Below are 24,759 nucleotides of genomic sequence, written 5' to 3'. Positions count from 1 at the left end.
CGAAAGGTGCCTGATAGCCAATATCTTGCTGCACACTTAACATGCAATTTTTCAGCTTATCAATAATGGACAGGATCGGATCAGGAAACAACAAAAAAAAGGCCTGAAATTCAGGCCCTAAAGATGAGGATTTGCGAATCACTGGCATTTGCCAGTTAGTCAGGTCTGAAATTTCGTTCGATGGCAGTCCCTCCATAAGTCAACAGGTTAAGTGCTTGGGTGGCTCAACAGAGGCTTGGGGAGAGTCAGGTTGAGCCGATATGTAACATCTTTAATCTTAATGATAACGATTCTCATTATAATGTTGGGTTTGTGGATAACGCAAGTTCTGGATGAAAAAAAATTTAATTATTTGTTCAAGCTTGTTATGGCCTCGGCGTGAGGGCAACGGATATCAGCTTTGTGATTGTAGAGGCAACCATGGTTGTGTATAGCAGGCTCTGGGAAGTATGTTTGCTTTGTGTCCGCGATGGGCTTCTTGTCGATATAGACTGTACTAATGCAGAAGACAGGTTTCGGGGAAGCTGGCATTGAACAGACGACTGGGTATTTTATTGTGCGATGAACATCATCCGGACTCTATTGAGCGTTTTGGCACCTTTGATAATGATTACAAAATGATGGTTGACCGGGTGATGCCCGGTCAGTGGCAGTATTCTGTCTGGCGCTGTTATCAAGGCAGTTTTCCATCCTCCGTTGACCAATGTGACGCATGGATTATCAGTGGCAGCAAGTCTTCTGCTTATGATGCAGAGCCGTGGATCCTGAAACTCAGGCTGTTGATTATCGACCTTGCCAGGAGTGATGCATTGCTGGTGGGCATCTGTTTTGGTCATCAGATTATTCATCAGTCCCTGGGAGGCAGTGTTCGTAAGTTTCCCGGAGGATGGGGGTTAGGTGCTTATCCGGTGAAAGCGCTGTGTGATTTCGGGTGTTTTAAGTCCGGTAGCATGATTCGTGTTCTGGCTGTGCATCAGGATCAGGTGGATCAAGTGGCTCCGGGCTTTGCCGTGCTGGCAACCTCGGATTTCTGTGAGAACGCCATTACTCGACGGGGGTCTTCCATCCTGACCTGGCAGGCGCATCCTGAATTTGTCGACGGATTTTTTATGGATGTGTGCGATAGGCTGCGCACCATGGTGGGTGATCGATTAATTGATAAGGCGTTGGGCGCGGTTGGGTTACCTGACGACCGGGCTCAGGCAGGCGAGGCCATCGTTCATTTTCTTGCGGGAAATGGGCTTAACAATTCAAGCAGAGTCAGTTTACCGTAAGGGTCCTGGTAAAGTTCCGCTTGCCACTGTGTACCACTGCTCATTTGAAAAGCAAGCAGATAACAGGTACCAAGGATATTCTGGCGTTTTGCTTCTGTTACTTTCAGTACCGAGTCGTTTTGTAAGTCCCTGGCCGCAAATTTTGCCATGTTCAGCATCTCAGGGTTTGGTGGTATTTCCAGCCAGCCGCTGGCGCTCTTTTTGCCAGCGTATTTATTGCCATGTACCGGACTTTCTGTGATGCAGGCAGATAATAAGGTAACCAATAACAGAGTAATAACGGGGAGCTTGAACATCGCTATTCAAACCGTGCAGTGCTGTTTACCTGACAAAATTCTAGATTATTTTTATTGCCTCAGTTGGAACTTTTTATTTTTTTCCCGGCTCTCTGGCAGAGCGTATCCAGTAATAATCCACAGTTGCCTTCTGTAACCTGATCCCGGGGAATCATCTCCAGCCAGCCGCTTTTTCCTGCGATGACAATAATATTGTCTTCTACCGTGATCATCTTTACCTGCTTGTAGGGGCGAAAAGCCGGTTTCAGTAATGATGAACGGATGCTGATGCCATGTTCCTCAAGGCTCAGAGTACGGGTTTCCAGGTCAAGGTCCGGCTGGTAATGAAGACCAAAGCGTTTATGCACGGCATACCTGAGGCCGAGATTCAGTATCAGGAAAGTAATTAAGGCAGAGCCAAAGAGTCCGGAAAGCAGAATGTTGCTCAGGCTGTTCCGAAAGACCAGCAGCGGCATCAGTAAACAGGCCAGTGAGGCAACCCAGATGACCAGCGTATGCTTCGGACTGTATTTAATCATCAACGGATTGATGCGGTTCTGGGTTTGCCCGGTTATATGATAAGTGACGTGCATCAGAGCGCTTCGGCCTTGCGGTATTTACCATCGTAGTCGAACAGCTTATCAATGATTTTCCAGTAATGCTTTTCCTTCTGCGCTATCACAAAGTCAGGTTTGCGAAATTTCTTGCGGCTGTGGATAACATTATCCACCGTTGACGCCCGGAATGGCTCAGCACGATTAATCAGGGCATGCTTGCCAAAATGATGATAGAACGCACCTTGCTGTGAGGGGGTATCCAACCTGAAGAACTCATTGACTTCGGCACCGTCTTCATCGTGGTAGGTGATCCGGATGCGCTGTTTGCCCTGTGTGTCTTTATCCGCATTCATTTCCATGCCAGAGCAGCGGATTACCAGGCAGTTTTTCAGGTTGAGTGCCTCTCGAAGTTTTTTATCCGGGTCAACCAGTCCGTTCTGGCAGCTGTGACACTTTCTGGCGGCTATATCGTTTTCAGCACCGCACTGGTCACACTCTTTAAAGCGGTAGCGGAACTCACACTGTTCTTTCACTTCGCTGCCGTTGTCCGCCAAAAATGTTGCAAAGCCCTGACAGCGTCGACCGTAGTGTTCCACCAGATCGCCATCGCCATCGACCACTCCCCAGAAATGGTTCTCGTGGCCACAGGCAGGACAGGGCACCGTGACGGGCACCGCTTTGGAATCCGGTTTGGGTTCGCCCACTTCCGGACTGTATAAACTGAAGCGGTTGCCGGCATAATCAATAATCAGGCACTCTTTTTTGTCCGGTGCCAGGCGCAGCCCCCGGCCAGCGATCTGCTGATAAAGGCTGACGGACTCTGTTGGCCGCAGTATGGCGATCAGGTCTACATGGGGAGCATCAAAACCGGTGGTGAGCACTGACACATTCACCAGGAATTTAAGCTGCTGCTGTTTGAACGCGGCAATCAGACGGTCCCGCTCTTTTGCGGGCGTATCGCCAATAATCAGGGCGCTCTCATCGTCTGGCAGGTAACCCATAATCTCACGGGCATGGTCTACTGTTGAGGCAAACACCATGACACCTTTACGGGTAGCGGCTTCTTTTTTACCTGATTGATGATTTCCCGGGTGGCCCGGGTTTTCCCTTTCAATAGCTGATTCAGTTCCTGCTCGCCATAACGTCCAAAGCTATCCCGGGAGAGTTGGCTGAAGTCGTAGAACACAATGGGGGCATCAACCACTTCGGGTGTCGTGAGATAACCATTGTCAACCATGTAAGACAGTGGCAGTTCAAACAGGCACTCTTTGAAAAAGCGAGGCTCTTCGGTTCTGACCGACCCCTTATTTTCAGTGCTTTGATAATACTGGTACAGCCAGCCCATCCCCAGGCGGTAGGGGGTTGCTGTCAGACCGAGAACCTTAAGGTTTGGATTCAGGCGTTTAAAGTGGTCAATGACCTTGTGGTAACTGGAGGTTTTCTCCATGGATACCCGGTGGCACTCATCAATAACCAGCAGGGTAAATGCTTTCTGACCCGGTGCGTGCTGAAACTGTTCAAGATTTCTGACAACACTTTGCACACTGCCAAATATCACCTGTTCAGAGGCTTCTTTCTGGCCAAGTCCGGCACTGAAGATGGAGGCTTGCAATCCATAGCTTTGGTATTTGCCGTGGTTCTGTTCCACCAATTCTTTCACATGGGCCAGAACCAGAACGCGGCCACGGGCAATGCGGGCCAGCTCGGAGATAACCAGACTCTTGCCCGCACCTGTGGGCAGCACCAGCAGGGCCGGGTCATTGGATTTGCGAAAATGCCGTATCACACTGTGAACGGCATCTTTTTGATAGGGGCGGAGCTGGTAGACCATTTCGGGATTAGCCAAAGCTCTTTTGCAGATATTGGATAATATCGCCGGACTCATACATCCAGATATCGTCTTTGCCCGCTTCCTGAATACGTAAGCAGGGTACCTGAACCTTGCCGCCCATCTGTTGCAGCGCATTACGGGCCTCGGTATCGTTCATGGCATCCAGGGTCTGGATATTCAGGCCCAGTATGTGAATGGCCCTGCGGGTTTTGATACAGAAAGGGCAGGCCGTGAACTGGTAGAGCGTCATATTGGCGGTTTGTGCATCCACCCGGGCCTGCTGCTCCGGTGAACGTGCCATCGCTTTCGGGCGGGTCAGCTTATCCGCTGCCGCAATACCGTAGCCTAATACATTACGAATAATTTTTAATAACATAGGTTTGAGTACCAGTGAAAAGTCCGATTGTATCAGTTAGGCCAAAGCCTTTGACTGATGGCCATGGATTTATACGAAATCAAATACTAGTTATAAACCTTATCCGGCAACCAGGTTGCCAGTTCTGGCCATATCGCTAACGCACACAAGACCATCAGCTGAATGATGATGAAGGGAATCACCCCTTTGTAGATATCGGCTGTCGCCACTTCTGGCGGTGCAACCCCCCGTAAATAGAAAAGGGCAAAACCAAAAGGTGGCGTCAGGAATGAGGTCTGCAGATTGACCGCAATCATAATCCCCAACCAAACCGGATCCAGCCCCATCGCCAGCAACACAGGGGCAACCATGGGCACGACGACAAAGGTAATCTCGATAAAATCGAGAATAAAGCCCAGCAGAAACATCACCAGCATGACAATCAGTACGGCGGTAAACACCCCGCCGGGCATGGCTTCAAAATAGCTGTGAATCAACTCTTCACCATTGAAGCCACGAAATACCAGGGAAAAAATGGAAGCTCCAATCAGAATCATGAACACCATACAGGTGACCTGCGTCGTTGAGCGAACCACTTCTCTCAGCGTTTTGATACTGAGTTGTCGGCGCAGAATCGCCAGCAGGATCGCACCAACCGCACCGACACTGGCCGCTTCGGTTGGTGTTGCGGCACCCGCCAGGATCGAGCCCAGAACCGCGACAATTAACACCAGCGGTGGCAACAGGCAGGATAACAGGGAACGGTTGCTGCCCATGGACGCCAGATCGTCGTCGGTCAGTGCCGGTGCCGCATCCGGTTTAACGCGGGCAACCACCACCAGATAGACGACATAACAGAAAACCAGCAGCAATCCGGGAATGATGGCACCCACAAACAGATCGCCAACCGACACCGTATCCGGTGAGAAGACACCCATCTTTATCTGTGACTGCTGGTAGGCACTGGATAACACATCGCCCAGCAAAACCAGGGCAATGGAGGGGGGAATAATCTGCCCAAGGCTCCCCGTGGCACAGATCGTACCGGTTGCCAGTGCCGGGGAATAGCCCCGGCGCAGCATGGTGGGCAGGGATAATAAACCCATGGTGACCACCGTGGCTCCGACAATGCCGGTGCTGGCGGCCAGCAGCATGCCCACCACAATCACCGAGAGACCAAGGCCGCCGCGGGTTTTGCCAAACAGCCTTGCCATGCTTTCCAGCAGGCTTTCTGCCACTTTGGATTTTTCCAGCATCACGCCCATAAAGACAAACAGTGGCACAGCAATCAGGGTCTGGTTGGTGATAACACCAAACAGTCGGCTGGGCAGGGCGTTCATCAGCGAGAAATCAAATACGCCAAACAGTGATCCGGCTCCGGCAAACAGCAAGGCGGTACCTGCCAGGGAAAACGCCACGGGATAACCAGCCAGCAGCACCAGGCAGACGGTGGTAAACATCAGAAAAGGAATGGCGTCCATCATGATCTGCCCTCTTGGCGGCTTTCACCGGTAAGGATCATCAGAGAACGCATCAGTTCGGCAACGCCCTGAAGCAGAAGGGTAACCACCATCACCAGGAGCAGGCTTTTCAGCAGATAGATAAAAGGCAGCCCTCCGGGATCCTGGGACTGTTCCAGAATGTGCCAGGAACGTGCGATGTAATCCCAGCTCATCGCACCAATAAACAGACAGACCGGTAGCAACAGGAAAACGGTGCCCAGACTGTTGACCAGTGCCTGCTTCCGTGGGCTCATGGTTCGGTAGAAAACATCCACCCGGACATGGCCATTGTGCCTGAGTGTGTAGGCGCTGGCACCCAGGAAGACCATGGCGTGCAGATACATGGCCGATTCCTGCATGGCGATGGAGCCGATATTGAGCAAGTAGCGCAAAACCACCACGGTACAGACGACGAATACCAGCAGTAATGTCAGCCAGCTGATCAATCTTCCCGTGTGTTCTGTGAATTGGTCGATGGTGGCCACCACCGACCTGGCAAGTTTCCAGGTGGGATTCATACTGTCTTTCCCCCGACAGCCAACGCATTCGATGCTGGCTGCTTGTTATTATCATTATTTTTCAGTGTTCCATTACCAGACCCTGAGAGGGGCATTTTTGCTGCTTGATTAAAAAAGTGCAGTAAACAGAACACGTTAAGCGAGGCCATTATAGGCTTTCCCATGAGGGTTGAGCAATTTCACAATCTCACGACCGCTCATGAGCTTTGTGAAGGTTGATGTTTTCCATGCCGCGAAAGGTGTCCGGTGATGATTACCGGTATTGTGTTGGCAGAGGGGGGAGGGGGCGTCCTTTGGGAGCAGTCTATACTTGATTTTCCCAAATGGCATGAAAACATGATTAAAAAAGTCCGTCAGCGACAACACAGAGATACAAGAACAAACACAATGATCGCTATAAAAAAAGGCTCGAAGGCCGGTGATAGGGCGTGGTTTCTGGGCGATGGTTATGTTGCTTATGCGAAATGAGTTTGCATAAGCAGAGTGTTATGTTCACCCGCGCAGGCCGCATTGTGCAACTGGTTCTTTGATACTGTTCTTTATCTTGTTTGTATCAACTGGTTGATATTGAAATTCGCTCAATTTCGGTGGGGCTATCGACGGGTTGATAGGCTGGCACTCACTGCCCGATTGGGTGATGTTTTACGCAGATTCGGGTCAAACTTAAAAATAAAGGGATGGAGGCGCTGACACCGACGCAAAGATACTTGCTGGTCGTACTGGTAACGTTTGCCAATACTGAAGGCGAATGCTGGCCAAGCCAGAAACTGTTGGCAGATATGGTCGGCACCAGTCAACCCACCATCAGCGCCGGATTAAAAAAGCTGGAAGAAGAAGGCTTTATAGAAAGTTGTTACCGTACTAACCAGAAGGGGGGCAACATCTCCAAGCTGTATCGAATGTTGTTCGAGCCGTTCGTGTTCAAGCAGATAAAAGAGGATCATTACAACTGCTTCGGCCAGCGAATCGACGATCCGAGAATAACCGATACGTCATGGGCAGAAAACCTGGAGTAAAGCAAACATAACAACAGCACCCAGCGGACGGCGCTAAACACGCCGCCCCTTACGCAAGAGGTTATGCGCTTTTTCCGAGCCACCTTGATGGAGCCGGGCGTAGTGGCCCGAAATATCGCTATGGACTGAATTCAACGTGCATAGTGTCGTCCAGAGACATGCCAGCAGCGACAAGACGCCAGATTTCCACGGTGTAATTGCCACTTATGGTCACCACCTGCCTGCTATCAGCACTGAAGTCGGCATTTTGAACCGGGTCGGCATGCTGCAGAACGGTCTTCTTCTCCCAGTTGCCTTCGGGATTCCGGCCCAGGATGATTGCAGTGCCATCCGCGCTTGCTGTCACTAAAAGGCTGGCATTGGCGTTGAAGCGTGCGGAGTTGATCGGGCCGTTATGGGTGACAGTGGCTCTTGGTCGCCAATTGCCATGCTCATCGCGACCGTAGATTTCTGCCTCATATTCGGTATCCAGGTTCTTTTCGTAGCAACAGAAAGAGACAATATGACGGCTATCAGCACTGAAACTGGCCTCAATTTTTGGCAATTCCGAGTCATGGACATGTTTAGGGCTAATGGTGGCTTTTTTTATCCAGCTCGCGGCTCCGTCATAACCGTATATGCAGCAGCAGGCACCATAATCCGGCATGGTGGCTGCCACATGGCTGCTGTCGGGACTGAAAAAAGCTTTTTTCATTTTGTGCTGCAAGAGAATAGATTTCTTTATCCAGTCGCCGTGTTCGTCATAGCTGAGGATGTCCAGGCTACGAAGATCTTCGGTAGCCATCACATGGCAGCTATCGGGGCTGAATTGGGGGGATAGGTCAGGATGATTGTCTTCAAAAATGGGAATATGGTCAGTTTTCCCAGTCCAGTTGTCGATGCCGTCATGACTGAAGATGGTTAGGGTTTTGATCCTGGTTCCGGGTTTTTGGTTGACGGTAAAGACATGGCGACCATCGGGGCTGGCTGTAGCATGCATGATACTGTAGTCATTGTTATTGAGTCTGATGCTCTCCATCGTGTTGCCATCTTTTTTGTTCAGGCGAAGGATTTTTGCCATCTCCCTGGACCCAAACATCAGTAACGGGTTGCCATTGGGGTTAAACCTGACGAGTTTGGCACTGGGGTCGCCAATGGTTTCTGATGTCCAGCCACCCTCCTCATTCTGACTGAGGATTTTGGCGCTCGGGCCGGGGGTCCAGGGGGACAATGGACGGGCCAGTACCTGGCTGCCATCGGAGTTGAAACAGGCCTTCCAGCACATGCCATCGGCCATGTCCGCTGTTAACGTCCAGTGACCAGTGTCGTTCCAGCTGTGGATTTTGATACTGCCATCACCACAGGTAATGACTGCCTGATGACCATCGTAACTCAGGTCAGCTGATATGATCCTGTTTTCATGGACCAGAGTGAGTTGCTCTGTGCAGCTGTGATCGGGGTTGTATGCAAAGATTTTTGCAGTATGGCCGTCATCCCAGGTCAATACATGACGGCCACGGGCGATGAAGCTGGTCATAAGGGGGGTTGAAGCCGGTTCTTCGGGGTTGCGCCAGTAGTGATAGCTGAAACCAGCCTGTTCATGCCATTGGCCGTTACCTGTGCAGCCAAGGATTGTCGCGGTATTGCTGCTTTTGAAGATCACTAAATGGTTGCCATGGATGCTAAAGCTGACGTCATTGACTTTTGGCTTTTCAACAATGCGCTTTTCCAGAACCGGTTCGAATTGTTGACAGCCAGCCATGAGTTGACCCACCTTGTAAAACAGGGCATGGGGGAAGTATTTCTTTTTTTGTGGTTCACTGGTTTTAAGACCATCGTCTGTTATTTGCTCCGGAAGGAATTGGCTGAGGAGTTCATCGGCGACTGTTGTATTCGTGGTAAATTGTTCCAGCCAGTTCAGCAGGTCATGATCACTGATGCCCCGGGCGATCTCTTTGAACTGGTTTTGCTGGTGTTCTGCCAATGTTGCAAACCACCTTCTGGCCAGCACATGTTCCCTGGTGATTACCTGATGAAAAAACTTACACGTTTTTGCGATGGCAACTATATCCCGGGAAGGCAAGCAGCGCAGCAGCGTGCACATGGGAATCTGTGGCAATTTCAGCAATGCACTCTGGTCTTCGTCGGGAACAATCGAGATACCGCTGCTGTTCCACACACAGCGGGACGCCTCAGGTGTTACTCCGGTATATTCCGGACTGCTGCCATAACGGCCGTTGTTGTTCTCGGGAATGGGAAAGGCCATTGTCAATTGCTCTCGTCTGGTGATTGTCGGTCAGTTACCTTGGATGGGAAAGTTGGCCAAAAGTTCAAAAGTTCAAGGTATTTGGAATGATCGTTTAGACAAGATCTGTCTGCTATCGTCACTGAAGAAGGCGGGATGGAGTTTCGGCTGGATTGTCCAGAACCATGCCAGCAGCGAAAAGGCACCAGATGTTCACGTTGTTCGAGCCAGTTACGATCGCCACCTGTCTGCTATCGACACTGAAGAAGGCAGAATTGATCGGGTAGTCATGTCTCAGAATGACCTTATTCACCCAGCTGCCGTTGGCACAACGGCCAGAGACTACAGCAGTACCATCATGGCTTGCGGTTACCAGATGGGTGCTGTCGGCGTTGAAACGTGCGGAATAGATCGGGCCGGCATGTCTGATAAGAGCTTTTGGCAGCCACTTGCCGTGCCCATCGTAACTGTAGATTTTTACCTTGAATTTGCCAGGAATGTTGTTGTTCCAAAGGCTAACCCGGCTCCAACAGAAAGTGGCAATATGTCTGCTATCAGGGCTGAAGCTGGCGTTATTGTCTGGCCCTTGAAAGTCATGGGGCATGGTGCCGCTTTCTGTCCAGCCTCTGGTTTCATCATAACTGTATATTCTGGTAGTGAGATAATCAGTGCTAATGATCGCCGCATGTCTGCTATCGGGACTGAAGAAGCCTCTTTTGCTCTCTTCCAGACAGGGAATAGAGGTCGGTATCCAGTTGCCGCGTTTGTCGCAGCTGCGGATTTCAAGGTTAAATGTATTTTTGCTAACCATCACATGACGGCTATCGGCGCTGAATTTGGGCCAATACCGGGCACCATTGTAGATAATAATCGGGATATTGCCGGTTTTCTCTATCCAGTCGCTGTTGCTGTCGCGACTGAGGATTTTCATGGTTATGCTGTCAGTTTCACCGTCTTTCCGGTTGAAGGTAATGACATGGCGACCATCGGGGCTGGCGATAACCCGTATGACCGAGCCTCCGTTGTCAGTGAGGGGTGCACTCTCCAGCCAGCCGCCATCTTTGTTCAGGCTGAGGATTTTTGCGATCTTTGCGTTGATCCCTTCAATATCACTGTACATCAGCACATGGCTGCCATCGGGACTGAAGGTGACTGATTCGGCAGAGAAGTCACTGGTGGCCTCTAATGTCCAGCCACCCTCCTCGTTCCGTCTGTGGATTTTTGTGCACGAGTTCGAGTGGGTCAGTACCCGGCTGCCATCCGGGCTGAAGCGAGCCTGCAAATTTCGCCTGAAATCGGTAATATCCGCTGCCAGCGTCCAGCGACCAGTGTCGTTCCAGCTGTGAATTCTGGCGCTGCCATCATCACAGGTAATGACGGCATGATGACCATCGTAACTTAAATCAGCTGAGCAGATCGTGCCTCCATGGAAAATGTCAAGTTGCTCAGTACAGCTCTTGTCGGCGTTATATGCGAAGATTTTTGCGGTATGTTTTCTACAGGCCAGCACATGACGGCTGTTGCTCTCAAAGTTGTAGAGAGGACGACTTGTGTTGCTCTCGTAATCAAAGTTAAATCTGGCTTGTTTATGCCATGAGCTGTTCGCTGTGTAGCCAAAAATTAGCCCGGTACGGTAGTTTTTCAAGATCACTAACTGGTCGCCACGAGTGTTCAAGCTGAGGGTATTACCATCAACACCAAGAATTTTCGTTGCCAGAACCGGTTCGAATTGTCGACAGTCAGCCATCAGTTTGCTCACCGTGTAAAACAGGACCTGGGGGAAGTATTTCCTTTTTTGTGTTTCACCGGTTTTACGACCGTCGTCTGTTGTTTGCGCTGCAAGGTATTGGCTGCAAAGTTTACCGACTACCGCTGTATCGGTGGTAAATTGCCTCAGCCAGTGCTGCAGGTCACGATCACTGATGTCACGGGCAATCTCTTTAAACTGGTTCTGCTGGTGTGTTGCCAATTTTGCAAACCACGATCTGGCCAGCAGATGTTCATCGGTGATTACCTGGTTTAAATACGTACACGTTTTTGCGGTGGCGAGTATCTCCCGGAAAGATAAATAGCCCAACAACCTGAGCAAGGGAGGCTCAGGCAAATACAATAATGAACATTGGTCCTGGCAGGGTACAACCGACATACCGTTGCTGTTCCACACATAACGGGATATCTCAGGTGTTACTCCGGCGCAGTCCGGGTTATCGCCATAATTGCCCCTGGTGTTTACAGTAATGGGAGGTTCCATTGTGAATTGTGATCTTCAGGTGGTTGCCACTCAGATATCTTGGATGGGGTTGCCGGGCAAAAGTTCACAGCAAACGGAATGATCGTATAGCACCAATTCCGCCTTCATAGAATTGTCATATTTGAGCTCTATATTTGATTCCTGGAAGTCAAGCAAGGAGGCTCACGCTGAAATGAACTCCCCAATCGCCTTGTCATGCAACTCCTCGGAACGAGAAAAACATATCGTTCTGCGGGTTAATCGTTTGAGGCGGGTACGGAGTGTCAGGTTTGTTCTCTCAATACTTTGCCACTTTGCCGTGAAAAATATTTTCACGCGCCAACGATCCCTCATGATCTTTCTTGATGGAACAGGGCGCAGATTCCGGCCCGAAATATCGCTATGGACTGAATTCGGCTTGCATAGTTTCGTTCAAAGACCTGCCCGCATTGACAAGACGCCAGATATTCACAATGTGTTTGCCACTTACGGTGACCACCTGCCTGCTATCAACACTGAAGATGGCAGATCGGACCGCAAAGCTATGCTTCAGAATGGCCTTATTCACCCAGCTGCCGTCGGCATAGCGGCCCAGGATTACTGCAGTACCATCCGCGCTTGCGGTTACTATATGGCTGCCATCGGCGTTGAAGCGTGCTGAACGGATCGGGCCAGTATGGGTGATAATGGCTCTTTCTCGCCAATTACCGTTCCCAGTACGACCATAGATTTTTGCGTGATATTTGGCACTGCCATGGGCTCGGCAACAACAGCCACAACAGAAAGTGACAATATGACGCCCATCAGCACTGAAGCTGGCGTCAATTTGTGGCCTGTTGTGGTCATGGCGAATGATGTTTTTTTCAATCCAGCCTCTGGCTGCGTTAAAGCCGTATATGCTGGCGGAGCGATGACCTGGGACGATTACCACCGCATGGCTGCTGTCGGGACTGAAGAAGGCTCTTTTAATTTTTCCCCTCAAGGGAATAGAGTTCTGCATCCAGTTGCCGTGTTTGTCACAGCTGAGGATTTCAAGGTTAGAAAGATCTTTGGCAGCCATCACATGGCAGCCATCGGGGCTGAACTTGGGGGGCAGGTCAGGGTCAAGGGGGTTAATAATGGGGATATTGCCGGTTTTCTCTGTCCAGTTGCCGTTGCTGTCACGACTGAAGATTTTTAGGGTTATGCTGTCAGTTTTAGCGTTTTGGTGGTTGACGGTAATGACATGGCAACCATCGGGGCTGATTGTAGCCCGTATGATCCAGTTTTTGTTGTTACCGAGGGTAGAGCTATCGAGCCGGCAGCCATCTTTGTTCAGGCTGAGGATTTTTGCCATCCCCCTGACACCGAACATCAGAACCTGGTTACCATCTGGGCTGAAGGTGACAGATTTGGCATCGAAGTTACTAGTGGCCTCCAATGTCCAGCCACCTTCCCCGTTCCGCCTGTGAATTTTTGTGCATGAGTCTGAGTGGGTCAGTACCCGACTGCCATCGGGACTGAAGCAAGCCTTCAAGCCCCGCCCGCCGTCGGCAATGTCCGCAGCTAACGTCCAGTGACCGGCGACGTTCCAGCTGTGGATTTTGGCACTGCCATCATAACAGGTAATAACTACCTGATGACCATCGTCACTTAAGTCAGCTGATATGATCCTGTCTTTATGGACAATGGAGAGTTGTTCTGTGCAGCTGTTATCGGCGTTACAGGCGAAGATTTTTGCGACATGGTATCCATCCCAGGCCAAGACATGATGGCCGCTGGTCATGAAGCTGGTCTCGACGGTGGGGGAAGGAGGGTTGACCCAGGAATGATAGCTGAAACCCGCTTGTTCATTCCATTGGCAGTACGCTGTGAAGCCAAATATTGTCCAGGTATGATTGTTTCTGAAGATCACTAAATGGTCGCCATGGGTGCTAAAGCTGACGGTATTTACATCAGGGTTATTAAGAATGCTCTTTGTCAGAACCGGTTTGAATTGTCGACAGTTAGCCATCAGTTGACCCACCGTGTAAAACAGGACCTGGGGGAAGTATTTCCTTTTTTGTGCTTCACAGGTTTTAAGATCGTCGTCTGTTGTTTGCTTTCCAGGGCATTGGCTATAAAGCTTATCGGCTACCGTTGTATCCATGGTAAATTGTCCCAGCCAGTACTGCAGGTCAGGATCACTGATGTCCCGGGCAATCTCTTTGAACTGGTTTTGCTGGTGTGCTGCCAATGTTGCAAACCACCTTCTGGCCAGCAGATTTGCATTGGTGATTACCTGGTTTAAATACGTACACGTTTTTGCGGTGGCGAGTATCTCCCGGAAAGATAGTAGCCCAGCAGCTTGAGTATGGGAAGCTGTGGCAAGTTCAGTAATGAACATTGGTCTTTGGGCACAACCGATATACCGTTACTGCTCCCTGCACTCCCCACACAATGGGGGGCCTCAGGCGTAACTCCCGCGCAGTCCTGGCTGCTGACATAACTGCCGCTGGTGTTCACGGTAACGGGAGGTTTCATTGTTAATTGTCATCGTCAGGTGACTGCCAATCAGATGTCTTGGATGGGGTTGCCGGGTAAAAGTTCAAGGCATTCGAATAAACCTGATTAATCTTCCCGTGCGTTCTGTGAATGGGTCGATAGACCGACCCGACATGTTTCTCAATTCTGTCTGTTTGCTTCCGGCTTTTGGTTGCCAGCATGCAGAACAACACCCTGGCCAGTCGCAGCCTGTGGGGTTCCGGGCGGATTGTCCAGAACCATGCCAGCAGCGACAAGACGCCAGATTTTCACGTTGTGCGAGCCACTTACGGTCACCACCTGTCTGCTATCGACACTGAAGAAGGCAAATTTGACCCGGCGGGTATGTCTCAGAATGGCCTTATTCACCCAGCTGCCGTCGGCACAGCGGCCAAAGATTACTGCAGTACGATCCTCGCTTGCGGTTACCAGATGGGTGCCATCGGCGTTGAAACGTGCGGAATAGATCGGGCCGGCATGGCGAATAAAGGCTTTTGGCAGCCACTTGCCGTACCCATTGTAACCGTAGATTTTTACCTTGAATTTGCTACGAATGTTATCGTTCCAAAGGGTAACTGGGTACCAACAGAAAGTCACAATATGGCTGCTATCAGAACTGAAGCTGGCGTCAGTGTATGGCCCGTCAAGGTAATGGGGAATGATGCCGCTTTCTGTCCAGACTCTGGCTTCATCATAACTGTATATTATGGTAGTGCGATAACCAGCGCCAATGATCGCCGCATGTCTGCTATCGGGACTGAAGAAGCCTCTTTTTCTCTCTTCCAGACAGGGAATAGAGGTTGGTATCCAGTTGCCGCGTTTGTCGCAGCTGCGGATTTCAAGGTTAGATGTATTTTTGCTAACCATCACATGACGGCTATCGGGGCTGAATTTGGGCCAATACTGGGCACCATTGTGGATAATAATCGGGATATTGCCGGTTTTCTCTGTCCAGTCGCTGTTACTGTCACGACTGAGGATTTTCATGGTTATGCTGTCAGTTTCACCGTCTTTCTGGTTGGTGGTAATGACATGGCGACCATCAGGGCTGGCTATAACCCGTATGACCGAGCCTTCGTTGTGCGTGAGGGGTGCACTCTCCAGCCAGCCACCATCTTTGTTCAGGCTGAGGATTTTTGCGATCTTTGCGATGATCCCCCGATAACAACTGTACATCAGCACATGGCTGCCATCGGGACTGAAGGTGACTGATTCGGCATAGAAGTCACTGGTGGCCTCTAATGTCCAGCCACCCTCCTCGTTCCGTCTGTGGATTTTTGTGCACGAGTTTGAGTGGGTCAGTACCCGGCTGCCATCCGGGCTGAAGCGAGCCTTCAAGCGCCGCCTGACATCAGTAATATCCGCTGCCAGCGTCCAGTGACCAGCGTCGTTCCAGCTGTGGATTCTGGCGCTGCCATCATCACAGATAATGACTGCCTGATGACCATCACAACTTAAATCAGCCGAGCTGATCCTGCCTTCATGGAAAATGGTGAGTTGCTCCGTGCAGCTGTTATCTGCGTTATATGCCAAGATTGTTGCGGTATGTTTATCACAGGCCAACACATGACGGCCGTGGGTCTCAAAGTTGGAGATAGGAAGATCTGCGGTGAGCCAGTAATCGAAGCTAAAACTGGCTTGTTTATGCCATGGGCTGTTTGCTGTGTAGCCAAAGATTGTCCCGGTATGATGGTTGCTCAAGATCACTAAATGGTCGCCATGGGTGCTCAAGCTGATGGCATAACCAGGAGTATCAAGAATTTCCTTTGCCAGAACCGGTTTAAATTGTCGACAGTCAGCCATCAGTTTACTCACCGTGTAAAACAGGACCTGGGGGAAGTATTTCTTTTTTTGTGTTTCACCGATTTTACGACCGTCGTCTGTTGTTTGCTCTGCAAGGTATTGGCTGCAAAGCTTACCTGCTAGCGTTGTATCCGGGGTAAATTGCCTCAGCCAGTGCTGCAGCTCACGATCACTGATGTCACGGGTAATCTCCTTGAACTGGTTCTGCTGGTGTGTTGCCAATTTTGCAAACCACGATCTGGCCAGCAGATGTTCATCGGTGATTACCTGGTTTAAATACGTACACGTTTTTGCGGTGGCGAGTATCTCCCGGAAAGATAAATAGCCCAACAACCTGAGCAAGGGAGGCTCAGGCAAATGCAGTAATGAACATTGGTCCTGGCAGGGCACAACCGACATACCGTTGCTGTTCCACACATAACGGGATACCTCAGGTGTTACTCCGGTGCAGTCCGGGTTATCGCCATAATTGCCGCTAGTGTTAACGGTAATAGGAGGTTCCATTGTGAATTGTGATCTTCAGGTGGTTGCCATTCAGATATCTTGGATGGGGTTGCCGGGCAAAAGTTCACAGCAAACGGAATGTTCGTCTGGGAGGCTGACCGAAAACCGCTTTGGCAGTCTATTCTCGGTCAGCCTCCTAGCCACAACCTTTCTTGCCCTGTGTACAACCTTTGCCTACGATAGTATTACTATTTCAATTTAGTAATACAGAAAGAGGTGTGACGTGCATAAACTAACGACCAAAAGACAAGTGACTATTCCTCAAAGTATCTGCCAAAAGCTCGGGCTAAAACCAGGCGACTATATACAGGTTTTCGAGCGCGATGGTGTGGCACATTTGGTAAAGATGACCTCCGATGACCTTTCTGGCACCATCAAATTACCTGGTGATACCCATCAACACTTAACGCGAGAGGACACCAGGAAGGCCATCAAAAACAAAACCGCCAGAAAATTCGCGGGCGAATCATGATTGCTGTTGATACAAATGTACTGTTGCGTTATCTGATAGCGCCGGTCGATGCCCGTAACCCGACCTGGCAAGCGAGAGTGGCGGCTGAAACCATTAATTCTGCTGACTCCGTTTACCTCTCAGACATTGTCCTGGCCGAAACCGAGTGGGTGCTGGAAACCGTCTTTGAATTAACCAAAGCAGAAATACACTCCGTTCTCAAACAGCTCGCCAGTAACACCCGGTTCATTTTTGAAGACTGGAGTGCCCTGCAGAGCGCGCTTATGGATTACAGCGAAACTCCCAAAGTGGATTTCTCTGATGGTCTGATTGCCCGACGTGCCACCAGCAAAGGCACCCAAACGCTCTACAGCTTTGAAAGCCGCAAAAAGCTGGGGGCTTTATCCATCGTCACCACGCTGGTAAAGGAGCAAGTTGGGAGTGACTGAGGAACGCCTCCTGCTCCCCGTAAAGCCACCCTTTAAAAATGAAAGACCCGGCCACGGTTTGCTTTCTTCACTTTTTAAAAAATGGGTGTCCTTTTTCTTTCTTTTTCTTTTTTTTCTTTTCATAGAATTGTCATATTCAAGCTCTATATTTGATTCCCGGAAGTCAAGCAAGGAGGCTCACGCCTCAGATCAACCTTTGATAGCCCTTAATGATGAGAAGGTGCTGTTAATCGAACAGGGCGCGTAAATCCTGGAGAGCAAATGATGAAAATAACAACACACGTAACGGCATTTAAGCGAGTCCTGGCTGTGTCTGCTACCGCAGCGCTGGCGTTGGCCAGTGGTGCTGCCATGGCCAGCCAGCTGGATCCATCCCTGCCAAAGTACAGTAAGTCCAGTGGCGTGTCCGGTAACCTGTCCTCCGTGGGTTCAGACACGCTGGCAAATCTGATGACGCTCTGGGCCGAAGATTTCAAGCGCATTTATCCCAATGTGAATGTTCAGATTCAGGCGGCGGGTTCTTCTACTGCACCTCCCGCTCTGACCGAAAGTACCTCAAACTTCGGCCCCATGAGTCGGAAAATGAAGGACAAGGAGCTGGAAGCATTTGAGAAAAGGCATGGTTACAAGCCAACGGCCATTCCTGTGGCGATTGATGCGCTGGCGGTCTTTGTCAACAAAGATAATCCCATCAAAGGCCTGACCATGGCCGAAGTGGATGCGATTTTCTCGTCAACCCGCAAGTGTGGCGCAGAAAGTGAAGTGAAGACCTGGGGTGATATTGGTTTGAGTGGATCCTGGCAGAACCGCTCTGTGCAGCTGTACGGACGTAACTCGGTATCCGGCACTTATGGCTACTTCAAGAAGAAGGCCCTGTGCAAGGGGGACTTTAAAAACAGTGTGAATGAGCAGCCAGGTTCCGCCTCAGTGGTTCAGTCGGTTTCTGCATCGCTGAACGGTATTGGCTATTCCGGTATTGGTTACAAAACCTCCAGTGTGAGAACCGTTGCACTGGCGAAGAAAGAAGGCCAGTCCTTTGTTGAGGCGACGCCGCTGAATGCAGTTGATGGCAGCTATCCTCTGTCACGTTTTCTGTACGTGTATGTGAATAAGCAGCCTAATAAGCCACTGTCTCCCCTTGAGCGCGAATTTGTTAAGTTGCTGCTCTCAAAACAGGGGCAGGAAGTGGTTGTGAAGGATGGCTATATCCCACTGCCAGGCAAGGTGGTTGATAAATACCTGGCTAAGCTCGGACTGGATAATACGACGATTGCCAGCAAGTAATGTGATTGTCCAGTTGATATAAAGCCACTGTCTTCAGTGGCTTTATTTTTTGGTTAACCCTTCAAAGGATACGCATTAATTACAGAATCATCGCCGCGATCCAGGCAAGCAGGATCATGGGAATGTTGTAGTGCATAAACGTTGGAATAACGGTGTCCCGGATATGGTCGTGCTGGCCATCCACATCCAGCCCGGCGGTTGGGCCAATGGTGGAGTCGGAGGCTGGAGAGCCTGCATCACCCAGCGCGCCGGATGCACCAACAAGCGCTGCGGTTGCCAGAGGTGAAAAGCCAAGGGCCAGCGCCAGTGGGACATAGAGCGTGGCAATAATGGGAATGGTTGAGAAGGAAGAACCAATGCCCATGGTGATCATCAATCCAACAACCAGCATCAGCAATGCGGCCAGTGCCTTGCTGCCATAAACCAGCTCTTCAACCATGGCCACCAGGGCAGGAATATCCCCGGTTGTCCTGAGTACTTCGGCAAAGCCAGAGGCAGAGATCATGATAAATCCACACAGGGCCATCATTCTTACACCTCGGGCAAAGACATCATCCGCTTCCCGCCAGTGCACAATGCCGCCGAGGATCATCATCATAAAGCCTGTGGCTGCACCCATGGCCATGGAGTCGGTGAACAGTTGCACGCCGAGTGCCGCAGCAATGGATACCAGGGTAATCAGCACGGCCTTTGGCTCCATGGATGGCAGCTCTTCCTTAGCGGTTTTCAGGGCGCTCTCTGCAATGTGGTAGTGGCGGGGTTTACGGTAAGTCCAGAACACAGCCACAAGCAGACCAATAAACATGCCCAGTACCGGCAGAGCCATGGCCGATGGCATCAGGTCAGGATCAATGTTCAAGCCATTATCGTTGAGGTTGCCCGCCAGGATCTGGGTCAGGTAGATATTGCCGAAACCGATGGGAACCAGCATATAGGTGGCGATCAGACCAAACGACAGGGTGCTTGCTACCGCCCTGCGGTCCAGCTGTAAGGAGCTGAAAACACCCAGTAGCGGTGGGATCAGAATAGGAATAAAGGCGATGTGTACGGGGACCACATTCTGGGAGGCAAAGGCCATCAGCAGAATGCTTCCGAGGATCGAGATTCTGAGGCCAGCTGTTTTGTGGGTCTTGGCTACCCTCTGAATAATTCGATCGGCCAGCCACTGGGGAATCCCGGATGCGGATATAGCCATGGCAAAGGCACCCAGCATACCGTAGCTGATGGCGATGCTGGCACCACCCCCCAACCCTTCGGCAAAAGCGGACAGTGTGGCATCAAACCCCAGTCCACCGGCAAGACCTCCACCAATAGCCCCGAAAAAAAGGGCAAGTACAACGTTTACACGCAAGACACTCAAGGTCAGCATGATGGCAACAGCCAAAATGACAGCGTTCATAGTAATCCAGTTTGTGTTCTTTTGAGTTATAAGCGGTTTGCGATACTTCAATCCACAGCATTATCCACAGCACGATCTATAACAGATCAGTCTATAGCAGATCAGTGCAGAGCTCGTCAGGAGCTGTCGCATTCCTTGATTGGCTGTGCCTTGAGCTCTTTTTCTAGTTGCAAATTAATATATTACACATTGAGGCTAGAAGCTCAGGCGATAAAAGTAAATGTATTCGAGCAGGGTCGAATCAGCCGTTCAATGGTGATGATGGTGTCGGTGGGCATGCAGGGAAGGGATCATGGAAAGGGCAGAGCTACATTGTTCTGATTGGGTGTCAGTACCGGGTATTGTTAGCAGATTTCTGGGTAACATCGTTATTTTCTCTGATCATGATGCGCTTGCAACAGGCCTGTAAGCTCGGTAATTCAGGCTTACAGCCGTTATTGGCAGCCACTAAATTACAATGATCTGTCGGCCCGGGCAATGATTTTTTCCCGGTGTCACATTACTGTCATATTGATTCTGTAAGTTACGGGCATGATTTAATCAGACTTGCGCCATGTATCAAAATTCGATGGATAACAGCCCGGGTATTGATTTCAATACACCGGCACTAAAAAAATATCGTTCCCTGCGCTTCTTGAAAGACCGTCTCGCCCGCTGGGGTGTTGCCTCCGGAGGTCTTGGCGTGATTGTGGCGATTCTCCTGATTTTCTTTTACCTCCTCTACGAGGTCCTGCCGCTATTTAACCGCGCTGAGATTACCCGGGTTGCTTCATACCCATCGGCCCTGACTTTCGTTGATGAGCCAGTTGCTACAAAAAAAGCACCGATATTTCTCGCCGTTGAAGAGCAGGCCGAAGTGGCCATGCAAGCAGAGGCTTCCGGTAATCTGCGTTTTTTCTCCTCCCAAACCGGTGAATGGCTACAGAATGAGTTGCTGCCAATACCTGCGGGCAATGAGGTGGTCAGGGTGGTCAGGGATGCTGCTGGTTCCAATCTGATGGCGGCCGGTCTTACCAACGGTGAGGTCATACTGTTTGATCAGGGCTATAGGATTACCTGGCCAGATGACCGCCGGAAGATCACACCGGAAGTCAGCTACCCCTATGAGCGGCAGCCCTTTGCCATCAAGGACTTTTCGGCTCCGGTTGCACAACTGGCCATCAGTGACGGTGAGGAAAAGCTGTTGATGGCCGCCAGCAGCAATAACCACCTGGTGATGGAGGTTGTCCATAAGGAAGCGGATTTTTTAACCGAGTCCATCACTGTTGAGCAGCAGTCCGTCACCCTGCCGGTGATCAGCGGGCTTTCTGCGCAGGGTGGCCTGGATATCCGCCGGTTGCTGATTGATCCGGAACAAACCTGGCTTTATGTCCTCAGCGGCAGCAATCAACTGACGGTGATCAATATCAGCGATATTGACCGTCCCTATATCCATGAGACGCTCAATCTGACCGCTAAGGGAGTGGACGTTACCACGATGACGTTTCTGTTGGGCGGGGTATCCCTGCTGGTGGGTGACTCAGAAGGCAATATCGCCCAGTGGTTTATGGTTCGTGAAGATGGCCGTCTGAATTTGCACAATATTCGCTCTTTCAGCCTCGGCAGTGACCCCATCGACAAGATTGTTCCGGAGCATCGGCGCAAAGGCTTTCTGGCGTCGGATGTGAAGGGGCAGGTCGGTCTGTATTACACCACGGCAAACCGTTCTCTGCTGGTGGAGCCATTGGCTGCGGGTCGAATAGATCAAATGGCCGTAGCGCCAAGAGGCAATTATCTGATTCTGGCCAGCCAGGGTGAGACGCAATTCCTGAAAATCGACAATGAGCATCCGGAAATATCCTGGTCTGCCCTGTGGGGTAAAGTATGGTATGAGTCTTACAACCAGCCGGATTACATCTGGCAGTCCTCGGCATCAAATAATGACTTTGAGCCCAAGCTGAGCCTGATGCCGCTGTCATTCGGGACGCTCAAGGCGGCGTTTTACGCCATGTTGCTGGCAGCGCCACTGGCCATTTGTGCGGCTATTTACACCGCCTACTTTATGGCTCCGGGCATGCGCAGAAAGGTAAAGCCGGTGATCGAGCTGATGGAGGCCCTGCCTACGGTCATTCTTGGTTTTCTTGCCGGGCTCTGGCTGGCCCCGCTGATTGAAAATCAGCTGGTGGGTATTTTTGCCCTGTTGCTCTTTGTGCCAGCGGGCATCCTGATGTTTGCTTTTGCCTGGGATGGCTTGCCTGCAACGATACGTCACCGGATTCCTGACGGTATGCAGGCCGGATTGCTGGTGCCCGTGGTGTTACTCAGTGGTGCCCTGGCCATGTCGCTCAGTTCCAGTCTGGAACTCTGGCTGTTTGACGGTGATATGCGTACCTGGCTGACCACCGAGCTGGGCATTCCCTATGACCAGCGTAATGCCCTGGTGGTAGGACTGGCCATGGGTTTTGCCGTTATTCCAACCATATTTTCCATCGCGGAGGATGCGATATTCAGCGTACCCAGGCACCTGACCTATGGTTCCCTGGCGTTGGGAGCAACACCCTGGCAGACCCTGACCCGGGTGGTTCTTCTGACCGCCAGTCCGGGTATTTTCTCTGCGCTGATGATCGGTATGGGAAGGGCAGTAGGTGAAACCATGATCGTGCTGATGGCCACAGGGAATACGCCCATTATGGATGCCAATATCTTTGAGGGTATGCGGACGCTGGCGGCCAATATTGCGGTTGAAATGCCAGAGTCTGAAGTGGGCAGTAGCCATTACCGAATTCTCTTTCTGGCCGCTCTGGTGCTGTTCCTGTTTACCTTTGTGGTGAACACGGCGGCGGAGATGGTGCGTCATCGACTTCGTAAGAAATACAGCTCGCTCTAAGAAGGGAAAAAGGATAAGAAATGACTATGAATAATTCCCTTCAAAGCCCCGGAAAACGCTCTGTTGGTGCATGGATTAACAGCGGTGCCCCCTGGGTCTGGCTAAATGCCGGTGCGGTTGCCATCAGTCTGGTTCTGGTGATCGGGCTGCTGGGGTTGATCGCTGTGCGCGGGCTGGGGCACTTCTGGCCGGGCCAGATTATGGTGGCCGATTACCAGCCTCCGGGGCAGGCCGTCCGAATGGTTGCCGGAGAGATTACTGACAGTGAAGAAGTCCCTGCGGCTCGTTTGGAGTCGTCTGGCCTTGAGGTGATCAACGGTCAGGAGTTATATACCCGTGATCTGTTGAAGCAGGGCAATCGGGACCTGAGTGGTGCTGACTTTGTCTGGATCGTCGATGAGTGGCTGAGTAATCGCCAATACCCTGAAGACATTATGGTGCTTGAGCGTCGTGAATGGGGCAATTTCTACGGCTTCCTGGAGTCCGTTCAGGAAGATGGTGTCACCGTTGCCAGCGGTGAATCGGCCTGGACCGTTTTCAATAAGCGTTTGGATCGGGCGCTCGGGATTTATCAGGCAATCTACCAGATTGAAAAGCACGACATTGGCTCAATAAACGCCGCAATAGAACAGCTGCGTCTGGCCGAGCGCCGTCTGGAGCTGAGCGGTGATAGGGACCCTGTCCGTCAGGCAGAGATTCAGGCGGAGCGAAAACAGCTGAATCAGGAATATCAGCAACTGGAAAACCAGCTGGGCGATCTTTACCGGGCGTTCAACCGTGACAGCTTTGTGGCCAGAACCGTTGCTGGTCAAACCCTGGAACAGCCAATCAGTAAGGTGGTGCGTGCCTATCAGCCCAATACCCTGTCACTGACCGATAAAATAGGTTTCTACTTTGACAAGGTCGGTGAGTTCATCCTTGATGATCCCAGGGAGGCCAACACCGAAGGCGGTGTCTTCCCCGCCATCTTTGGCACAGTGATGATGGTAATTCTGATGTCCATTATGGTGACCCCTTTCGGTGTTATCGCTGCTGTCTATCTGCGAGAGTACGCCAGTCAGGGCTGGATGACCCGGGCCATCCGGGTGGCAGTTAATAACCTGGCGGGGGTGCCCTCCATCGTTTACGGGGTGTTTGGTCTTGGTTTTTTCATCTACTTTGCCGGGGCAGAAATCGATAATCTGTTTTTTGCTGAGGCCCTGCCATCCCCCACCTTTGGTACTCCGGGGCTGCTGTGGGCATCCATCACCCTGGCTCTGTTGACCCTGCCGGTGGTGATTGTCGCCACGGAAGAGGGGCTGTCCCGTATTCCCCGCTCCGTTCGGGAAGGGAGCCTGGCCCTCGGTGCCACCAAGGCGGAAACGTTGTGGCGGGTGGTGCTGCCCATGGCCAGCCCGGCCATGATGACCGGTTTGATTCTGGCGGTTGCCCGTGCGGCAGGGGAAGTGGCACCACTGATGCTGGTGGGTGTTGTTAAACTGGCTCCCAGCTTGCCGCTGGATGGCAACTACCCCTATCTGCATCTTGATCAGAAGTTCATGCATCTGGGCTTTCATATTTTTGATGTGGGTTTCCAGAGCCCGAACGTGGAAGCCGCCAGGCCGCTGGTGTATGCCACTGCGTTGCTGCTGGTGATGGTTATTGCTGTGCTGAATCTGTCCGCCGTTGCGATTCGCAACCGGTTACGGGAAAAATACAAGAGCCTTGAGGACTGAACAC

The 24,759-nt window shown here is 51.1% G+C and carries 18 protein-coding genes and 2 pseudogenes; 8 read left to right on the top strand and 12 right to left on the bottom strand.

Annotation, left to right across the window (positions count from 1 at the left end; translation table 11 throughout):
* Window positions 1-530 precede the first annotated feature (530 nt).
* Window positions 531-1,274: a type 1 glutamine amidotransferase gene (locus O3276_RS13220; protein ID WP_269671771.1), complete on the top strand. Its 744-nt coding sequence runs from the start codon at window positions 531-533 to the stop codon at window positions 1,272-1,274.
* Here O3276_RS13220 and O3276_RS13215 read toward each other — a convergent pair.
* The 6 genes and pseudogenes from O3276_RS13215 to O3276_RS13190 all read right to left on the bottom strand — a co-directional run bounded on the left by O3276_RS13215 (window position 1,220) and on the right by O3276_RS13190 (window position 6,312).
* Window positions 1,220-1,570: a hypothetical protein gene (locus tag O3276_RS13215; RefSeq protein WP_269671770.1), complete on the bottom strand. Its 351-nt coding sequence runs from the start codon at window positions 1,568-1,570 to the stop codon at window positions 1,220-1,222. The genes O3276_RS13220 and O3276_RS13215 overlap by 55 nt on opposite strands.
* Before the next feature lie 59 nt (window positions 1,571-1,629).
* Window positions 1,630-2,142: a hypothetical protein gene (locus O3276_RS13210; protein WP_269671769.1), complete on the bottom strand. Its 513-nt coding sequence runs from the start codon at window positions 2,140-2,142 to the stop codon at window positions 1,630-1,632.
* A pseudogene (locus tag O3276_RS13205) lies at window positions 2,142-3,937 on the bottom strand (DEAD/DEAH box helicase family protein). Before O3276_RS13205 ends, O3276_RS13210 begins: the two are co-directional and overlap by 1 nt.
* Window positions 3,938-3,944: 7 nt before the next feature.
* Window positions 3,945-4,313, bottom strand: coding sequence for a glutaredoxin family protein (locus O3276_RS13200; RefSeq protein ID WP_269671768.1), 369 nt, complete (start codon window positions 4,311-4,313; stop codon window positions 3,945-3,947).
* Between the two features lie 86 nt (window positions 4,314-4,399).
* Entirely contained in the window at window positions 4,400-5,776 is a 1,377-nt protein-coding gene (locus O3276_RS13195) for a TRAP transporter large permease (RefSeq protein WP_269671767.1), read from the bottom strand.
* A complete protein-coding gene (locus O3276_RS13190) occupies window positions 5,773-6,312 on the bottom strand; it encodes a TRAP transporter small permease subunit (RefSeq protein WP_269671766.1) in 540 nt (179 codons plus the stop codon). Before O3276_RS13190 ends, O3276_RS13195 begins: the two co-directional genes overlap by 4 nt.
* Before the next feature lie 249 nt (window positions 6,313-6,561).
* Here O3276_RS13190 and O3276_RS13185 point away from each other — a divergent pair, with 249 nt between their 5' ends.
* Both O3276_RS13185 and O3276_RS13180 read left to right on the top strand, forming a co-directional pair.
* On the top strand, window positions 6,562-6,780 hold the full coding sequence (locus tag O3276_RS13185; protein WP_269671765.1) for a hypothetical protein: 219 nt from the start codon (window positions 6,562-6,564) through the stop codon (window positions 6,778-6,780).
* A 209-nt stretch (window positions 6,781-6,989) separates the two neighbouring features.
* Window positions 6,990-7,328: a helix-turn-helix domain-containing protein gene (locus O3276_RS13180; protein ID WP_269671764.1), complete on the top strand. Its 339-nt coding sequence runs from the start codon at window positions 6,990-6,992 to the stop codon at window positions 7,326-7,328.
* Between the two features lie 118 nt (window positions 7,329-7,446).
* Here the strand turns inward: O3276_RS13180 and O3276_RS13175 are convergent, their stop codons facing one another.
* The 5 genes and pseudogenes from O3276_RS13175 to O3276_RS13155 all read right to left on the bottom strand — a co-directional run bounded on the left by O3276_RS13175 (window position 7,447) and on the right by O3276_RS13155 (window position 16,591).
* The gene (locus O3276_RS13175) at window positions 7,447-9,573 is read right to left on the bottom strand and encodes an F-box/WD repeat-containing protein (protein WP_269671763.1); all 2,127 of its coding nucleotides are present in this window, start codon (window positions 9,571-9,573) and stop codon (window positions 7,447-7,449) included.
* A 118-nt stretch (window positions 9,574-9,691) separates the two neighbouring features.
* A complete protein-coding gene (locus O3276_RS13170) occupies window positions 9,692-11,803 on the bottom strand; it encodes a WD40 repeat domain-containing protein (RefSeq protein WP_269671762.1) in 2,112 nt (703 codons plus the stop codon).
* 162 nt (window positions 11,804-11,965) lie between these two features.
* Window positions 11,966-12,127: pseudogene (locus O3276_RS13165) on the bottom strand (IS1 family transposase); the annotation flags it as partial.
* A gap of 55 nt (window positions 12,128-12,182) precedes the next feature.
* Window positions 12,183-14,147, bottom strand: a complete 1,965-nt coding sequence (locus tag O3276_RS13160) for a WD40 repeat domain-containing protein (protein WP_269671761.1) — start codon at window positions 14,145-14,147, stop codon at window positions 12,183-12,185.
* A gap of 278 nt (window positions 14,148-14,425) precedes the next feature.
* The gene (locus O3276_RS13155; protein WP_269671760.1) at window positions 14,426-16,591 is read right to left on the bottom strand and encodes a WD40 repeat domain-containing protein; all 2,166 of its coding nucleotides are present in this window, start codon (window positions 16,589-16,591) and stop codon (window positions 14,426-14,428) included.
* 223 nt (window positions 16,592-16,814) lie between these two features.
* Here O3276_RS13155 and O3276_RS13150 point away from each other — a divergent pair, with 223 nt between their 5' ends.
* The 3 genes from O3276_RS13150 to O3276_RS13140 all read left to right on the top strand — a co-directional run bounded on the left by O3276_RS13150 (window position 16,815) and on the right by O3276_RS13140 (window position 18,775).
* The gene (locus O3276_RS13150) at window positions 16,815-17,063 is read left to right on the top strand and encodes an AbrB/MazE/SpoVT family DNA-binding domain-containing protein (protein ID WP_269671759.1); all 249 of its coding nucleotides are present in this window, start codon (window positions 16,815-16,817) and stop codon (window positions 17,061-17,063) included.
* The gene (locus tag O3276_RS13145) at window positions 17,060-17,491 is read left to right on the top strand and encodes a type II toxin-antitoxin system VapC family toxin (protein WP_269671758.1); all 432 of its coding nucleotides are present in this window, start codon (window positions 17,060-17,062) and stop codon (window positions 17,489-17,491) included. The genes O3276_RS13150 and O3276_RS13145 overlap by 4 nt, the downstream gene beginning before the upstream one ends.
* 264 nt (window positions 17,492-17,755) lie before the next feature.
* A complete protein-coding gene (locus O3276_RS13140) occupies window positions 17,756-18,775 on the top strand; it encodes a PstS family phosphate ABC transporter substrate-binding protein (protein WP_269675985.1) in 1,020 nt (339 codons plus the stop codon).
* A 79-nt stretch (window positions 18,776-18,854) separates the two neighbouring features.
* Here O3276_RS13140 and O3276_RS13135 read toward each other — a convergent pair whose 3' ends face one another.
* Window positions 18,855-20,174, bottom strand: coding sequence for a Na+/H+ antiporter family protein (locus O3276_RS13135; RefSeq protein WP_269671757.1), 1,320 nt, complete (start codon window positions 20,172-20,174; stop codon window positions 18,855-18,857).
* Between the two features lie 553 nt (window positions 20,175-20,727).
* Between O3276_RS13135 and O3276_RS13130 the strand changes: the two genes are divergently transcribed.
* Entirely contained in the window at window positions 20,728-23,040 is a 2,313-nt protein-coding gene (locus tag O3276_RS13130; protein WP_269671756.1) for an ABC transporter permease subunit, read from the top strand.
* 26 nt (window positions 23,041-23,066) lie between these two features.
* Window positions 23,067-24,755, top strand: coding sequence for a phosphate ABC transporter permease PstA (pstA, locus tag O3276_RS13125; protein ID WP_269671755.1), 1,689 nt, complete (start codon window positions 23,067-23,069; stop codon window positions 24,753-24,755).
* Window positions 24,756-24,759: the final 4 nt, after the last annotated feature.

Source organism: Endozoicomonas sp. GU-1 (genome assembly GCF_027366395.1).
Taxonomy (GTDB): Bacteria; Pseudomonadota; Gammaproteobacteria; order Pseudomonadales; family Endozoicomonadaceae; genus Endozoicomonas.
This window is presented reverse-complemented; position numbering and strand designations above follow the sequence as displayed.

Excerpts from the sequence above, each read along its gene's own strand:
- O3276_RS13195 (WP_269671767.1), bottom strand. The coding sequence starts at position 5,776 with ATGATGGACGCCATTCCTTTTCTGATGTTTACCACCGTCTGCCTGGTG.
- O3276_RS13215 (WP_269671770.1), bottom strand. The coding sequence starts at position 1,570 with ATGTTCAAGCTCCCCGTTATTACTCTGTTATTGGTTACCTTATTATCT.
- O3276_RS13200 (WP_269671768.1), bottom strand. The coding sequence starts at position 4,313 with ATGTTATTAAAAATTATTCGTAATGTATTAGGCTACGGTATTGCGGCA.
- O3276_RS13130 (WP_269671756.1), top strand. The coding sequence starts at position 20,728 with ATGTATCAAAATTCGATGGATAACAGCCCGGGTATTGATTTCAATACA.
- O3276_RS13145 (WP_269671758.1), top strand. The coding sequence starts at position 17,060 with ATGATTGCTGTTGATACAAATGTACTGTTGCGTTATCTGATAGCGCCG.
- O3276_RS13210 (WP_269671769.1), bottom strand. The coding sequence starts at position 2,142 with ATGCACGTCACTTATCATATAACCGGGCAAACCCAGAACCGCATCAAT.
- O3276_RS13170 (WP_269671762.1), bottom strand. The coding sequence starts at position 11,803 with ATGGAACCTCCCATTACTGTAAACACCAGGGGCAATTATGGCGATAAC.
- O3276_RS13140 (WP_269675985.1), top strand. The coding sequence starts at position 17,756 with ATGAAAATAACAACACACGTAACGGCATTTAAGCGAGTCCTGGCTGTG.
- O3276_RS13190 (WP_269671766.1), bottom strand. The coding sequence starts at position 6,312 with ATGAATCCCACCTGGAAACTTGCCAGGTCGGTGGTGGCCACCATCGAC.
- O3276_RS13135 (WP_269671757.1), bottom strand. The coding sequence starts at position 20,174 with ATGAACGCTGTCATTTTGGCTGTTGCCATCATGCTGACCTTGAGTGTC.
- O3276_RS13155 (WP_269671760.1), bottom strand. The coding sequence starts at position 16,591 with ATGGAACCTCCTATTACCGTTAACACTAGCGGCAATTATGGCGATAAC.
- O3276_RS13160 (WP_269671761.1), bottom strand. The coding sequence starts at position 14,147 with ATGTTCATTACTGAACTTGCCACAGCTTCCCATACTCAAGCTGCTGGG.
- O3276_RS13180 (WP_269671764.1), top strand. The coding sequence starts at position 6,990 with ATGGAGGCGCTGACACCGACGCAAAGATACTTGCTGGTCGTACTGGTA.
- O3276_RS13175 (WP_269671763.1), bottom strand. The coding sequence starts at position 9,573 with ATGGCCTTTCCCATTCCCGAGAACAACAACGGCCGTTATGGCAGCAGT.
- O3276_RS13185 (WP_269671765.1), top strand. The coding sequence starts at position 6,562 with ATGATTACCGGTATTGTGTTGGCAGAGGGGGGAGGGGGCGTCCTTTGG.
- pstA (WP_269671755.1), top strand. The coding sequence starts at position 23,067 with ATGAATAATTCCCTTCAAAGCCCCGGAAAACGCTCTGTTGGTGCATGG.